At 46.3% G+C, this 348-nt stretch carries 1 tRNA gene; it reads right to left on the bottom strand.

Annotation, left to right across the window (positions count from 1 at the left end):
- Positions 1-263: 263 nt before the first annotated feature.
- Positions 264-337 (bottom strand) — tRNA-Pro (locus tag CJ239_RS11530).
- Positions 338-348: the final 11 nt, after the last annotated feature.

The following is a 348-nucleotide window of genomic DNA, read 5'->3' as shown; positions in this document are numbered from 1 at the left end:
ATCACGTTCCTGTTCGTAGAGCCACGATTTCGCTATCCCTTCCTCTCCCCGCTACCTCACGATAGTCAGGCTTGGGAATCGCTATTGGATTCACCGGTAGCGGGTGCCCACGGAGGACTTACACCTCAGATATACGACATGCCCGTCGTACTTCAAAAAAGACCTTGATTTCTCAAGGTCTAATACTATTATATCAACCCACTACAGTTGACAATGAGCCATAAAAAAAGAAAAAAGATACACTCACGTATCTCTGTAACGAATCGGGAAGACAGGATTCGAACCTGCGACACCTTGGTCCCAAACCAAGTACTCTACCAAGCTGAGCTACTTCCCGAGTTAAATAGA

Origin of the sequence: Streptococcus sp. UMB0029, from assembly GCF_002871495.1 — a bacterium.
In the GTDB taxonomy this organism is placed as follows: Bacteria; Bacillota; Bacilli; order Lactobacillales; family Streptococcaceae; genus Streptococcus.
The sequence above is the reverse complement of the archived record's forward strand: the minus strand, read 5'-3'. Positions and strand labels throughout refer to the sequence as shown.